This window comes from Planktothrix sp. (genome assembly GCF_046067725.1).
GTDB lineage: Bacteria > Cyanobacteriota > Cyanobacteriia > Cyanobacteriales > Microcoleaceae > Planktothrix.
In genome coordinates this window covers 1-4,679 of record NZ_JBJUDF010000007.1, presented here as the reverse complement: position 1 = coordinate 4,679, position 4,679 = coordinate 1, and the positions used below count along the sequence as shown (strand labels likewise).

Here is a 4,679-nt window from a genome sequence, read left to right as displayed (position 1 = left end):
AGCCGAAAATCTCCAGCATCAGTCCTAAAATTTAGTTTACCAAAATTTTGGTTTATTATTCTTAATTCCCTTATTACCGCTTTGTTCTTTTAAGAGTTTAAGTACCTGAGATAAATCGGATTTCATCTCAATAATATACTTCATATTAGGTTTAATTGCTGATTCCAATTTATCCGCTAAAACTTGTGAATAGGACTGACTACTATTTGATTGTTCTTTAATAAGCTTATTCATCATTTTACTTAAAGATTCTAGTTCAAAATTCACTGTATTTGTATAAGTATTCAGGGTTTTAACTAAGGTTTCTAATTGTTTATCAATACCTTCTAAGTGATCGGATTTATCAATAACTTTGTTTTGGATATTCTCTAAAGTTTGAGAAGTTAACTCCAAGCTTTTTCCTCCTTGTTCCAGTTGAGGAATAATTTCAACTAGGGATTGTTGATTAATTCGATTTAACTCTAAAACTTGTAAGGAACTTTGATTAATTTCACTTAATTTTGCTTCCGTTTTCACTAACTGTTCTGTAAAGGTCTGAAGTTGATTTAATATCGTTTCCAAAGATTGAACCGTTTGAAATAAACCGAATGCTGAGTCAGAAAAATTCTTTTGATTCTCTCCAAAATCAGTGGCAATTATTGATAATTGTTTAGGAAATTCACTTTGTTCAAAACCTTGAGCAACTTGTTCTAATTTATCAGCCGTTGTGTGACTCACTTGTACCGCATTTGTAAAACTTTCTGTGGCGGTTTGAAACTCTCTAGCTCCCCTTTCTAACGTTCCTGTAGCATTGGATAATTGACGATAGACTTGTAGGGCTAATTCACTCGCTTCTACATTCGCTTTTGTAATTTGATGAATATTATCTCTCATGGCAGATTCCACCGCCTCTCTAACAGTAATACCAAATCGATCTAAAAAATCTTTAAATTCACTCGACATTCCTTTAACAACTTTATCCAGTCGAGTTTGACCATTTAAGGATGAATAATAAACATTATCGAGGTAATGTTCTAAAGAAACCGTTAAACGATATTTCGCTAGGCTCGTATTCCATAAAAAGTTTAAAACAGTTAATAATGCACTACACAATAACCCAGCTAAACTGGTAATAAAAGCGATCGCCATTCCTTCTAAGGGTTCTTTTAATTCCTCTACTAATTGACTAACATCCGTTGCTTGACTTTGGCTAATCGTATGACTCAAAGAACCCAAATTGACCGTAATTCCAATAAAGGTTCCAATTAATCCAAAAGCCAGGAGTAAATTCGGAATAATTCGACACCAATATTCTATTTGTTCGCAGGATTTCCCTAAAACCTTTTCTTGGCTGTAGGCTTGATCAATCAAAGCCGCCGTGTTCACTTGTTCTAAATTTTGACTGGATTCTGCAAAACTTTGTTCTAAAACTTCTACAATCGTCGGCGGAAATTCAAGCTCACGTTTATTGATGATCTGATAAATTTTATTCGCTTGAGTGGTTAAATGTTGATAAAGATTCCAGCGATAATAAAGGGTCATGATTGAGGGAACAAACACAAATATTCCCGTGGAAATGATTAACAAAGGCGGTAAAGGTGGAAAAGAAGGAAACAACATAAAATATCCTCAAGATTGAACATGAGCTTAGATTCAAATCAATTTAGTTAGATGAAAATGAGTTAAAAACCATATCCATATTTTTGTAGAATTTCTTGTCTGTCCAATTCATATCTTCTTTGATTAATCAGTCCTTGAGCGAATTTTTGTTTTAGCTGGCTTAATTCTACCTCTAAACTGTTATTTCCTGGGTTAACATTGCTAGGATTTTCTGTATTTTTTACTAAAGCGGTAGAACGGTTATTCACGGATGTTGGTAAACTTCCAGTCTTAGTTAGGTTTTCCTGAATTCTTCGACGAAAACGATTAATAACTCCTTCATGTCCTAAATGATTCATTGTACCCGGAGTCCCCACAACCGTTGATTTATAAAGATAATTAGGATTGGATTCAGGTAAATTATCCACATAATCGACAAATTGCTGTAATCTGGGTAAATATTGACTTTTCCAGAGATCAGGATGTTGACGAATCTGATTAATTTCTTCCTCTAATAACTCGTTTAACGTTTGCGTCATTTCTTGGTGATTCGCCAGTTTTTCTAACGCTTGATTCCAAATTGGACTCAGGGCTGCGGTGTAATAACAGTCTCGTAAATGATCATAATATTGAAACTCTAAACCTTGAGTTTCAGTATTTTCAACAATTAACTGAAATGCTAAACAAGGATAGAAAACATCTTCCAATTCTTCCATCAGTCTAGCATCTGGGGGGATAATATCAGTAAAGGAGATTTGATAATCAGAATGACAAGTTGAGCCATCTTTATTTTGTTCTCGGATATAATGATTTCTGATTTCTTCTAAACCATTAATCAATCGTAAAGGAAAGCCGCCATATTCCCGAACAATTAAAATTTGATCTTCAGCTTGAGTTGGTTTTAAAGCCGTTGGGTCGATTCCCAAATCACGAGTTAGAGTCGTTTTAAACTGTGTTACTTCTATCTCATCGGTATCTTTAAATCCAATAAATTCTTTGCGTTTATCGGAAAGATCAGAAAAATAAGGATCACTCGAATTTAAACGTAATAAAGGTTCGGCTTGCTGAATAATTTGTCCTAAACGGGGAGAACGAATTTGACCTGAATAATTGTGAATAAAACGCTTAATCACAGATTTAACAATTTGGTTACTCCGAGAACCAAATTCACCATCTATTTTTTGATCAATTTCTGTTTTTAGTTGCTCTCCGGTGGTACGATTCATTAAATAACAAATCGATTCTCCTACCCCGGATGCCTCTGTAATATCTTTACTCACTAACACCAATGCAGAACGAGACTCTAAATTGGGTAATAAGGTTTGATAACATTCTTCAATATCTTCTGGAGCAAAAATAGCGTCTCCACTCATTTCATTAAAATTATAATTGTTTAAATCATTCTGTTCCTTCTCATAATTCGTTTTTAAATTTTCCAGCATCCGGCTAAAGGTAGCAACTTCAGTAGAATAATCTCTAATATACTTTTGCAAATCATTGACGATTTTTAACGTTTCCTGAGTTACGGTCAGTTTAAAATTATGCTGAATTAACTGAATAATACTTTGAACACTGTTTCTCGCTAATTTCTGAATGTCTCTATTTTTACGATTCAGCATCGGGAGTTCCATTCTTTGCTCTATCTCATTCATGCTCTGTTCTAACTCTCGGCATTTTTTCTCTAAATCTTCATTTTTTTTCAGTCCTCCCCCTTGACTAATTTCTTCCTCTAACTGACGTTGATAGGTGTTCAATTCTGTTTGCATCGCCTCTAACCAATCTCGAACACTTTTAGCCGAAAATTTGGGATTGCTAGGGGTCATTAATTCGGCAATGAATTCATTAATATGATCTTTCAATTGTTGAGTGATGCTTGGTTGTACCTGCATTAACCGAGTTAACCAAATTCCTCGTGTTGTTTCCGTTTCTCCAGACTGAACTTTTCTAAACTGTTCTCGAAATTCTCGTGATAAGTTACTTTTTAAACTCAGTCGATCTTCACGATTTTTACACTCATTAATTCTTTGACTTAATTTCTCTCTGAATTTAGTTAAGGTTGTCGAAAAGTTTTTGCTCCCTTCTTGAACGCTTCCAGCTAGTCGTTCTTTAAACCCATCCCGTTGTATTAAATCGCTATACCAATTATTTTTAATCAAAAATTGTTCGAGAATTAATTGAGGGTCGGGGCTTTGACCTTCCCCATTTAACCAAAAATTAACCAGTTTTAAAGTAATCCGATTTAAGGCAATTTTGACAATAATTTCACGAGGAAAATAAATCGCCGCCAAGCCAAAGGTTAAATATCCTTGAGTATTAGGACGGGGATGATTATCCGATTGAATTAAATGGGTGAGTAAATTATCCCGCATTCCTTTAGCAACAGGGGCTAATTCTCCGATAAAATCTAACGCGATTTTATGAGCAATTACATTACATAATTTTTGGGGTTCTAAGATTGTATATTCACCGTTCGTTTCATTAGAAATTAAATAAGTATAATCAAATGGGGCGCGAGGTTCCTGAACAATTACCAAATTTTGCATATCATAACAAGCTTCAAATCGAGTCCCCGTACTGCTATAATAATTGAGTTCTTTTAAGGCTGCATAAGTATTGGCATTCATATAGGACGCATTACTATATAACTGTGGACTTACCACTAAATATCCGAGTAATTGCGTGCCTTTATCTCCATAGGATTTCCTTAAACTATAAGCAACATCTAAAAACATTCCGCTTCCCGTACCACCACAGAGGGAACCAATCACAAAAATATTTAATCCGGGTTCAAGTTTTAATCCGGCTTGCAGTAAAGAGGCTTCATGACCCATTGTCCGTTTTGCTGCGGTTTCAATGACAGTTTTGATCTTTTGGTAATTATGAAAAAATGCTAATCTTCCCACAGGTCGAATGCCTTTGGCGCCTTCTTCAACGGCTCTAATATTACGAAGTAATTGAGGCGGAAACCAGCGAGAAATATGATCAAACGGCCCAGAACGATTGGATTGAGAACGCTGTTCTACACCTCGCACAAAATTCGTCACTTCTGCGGCGGTTAAAATGGCATTTACTTTTTCAGAATCTTGAAAACTTAAATCAAC

Annotated in this window: 2 protein-coding genes; both read right to left on the bottom strand. The window is 35.0% G+C overall.

The window, feature by feature from the left end:
• Positions 1–36: 36 nt before the first annotated feature.
• The gene (locus tag ACKPEB_RS00410; protein ID WP_408962784.1) at positions 37–1,599 is read right to left on the bottom strand and encodes a hypothetical protein; all 1,563 of its coding nucleotides are present in this window, start codon (positions 1,597–1,599) and stop codon (positions 37–39) included.
• A gap of 62 nt (positions 1,600–1,661) precedes the next feature.
• A partial coding sequence (locus ACKPEB_RS00405; protein WP_408962783.1) for a tubulin-like doman-containing protein occupies positions 1,662–4,679 on the bottom strand: 3,018 nt, incomplete at its 5' end.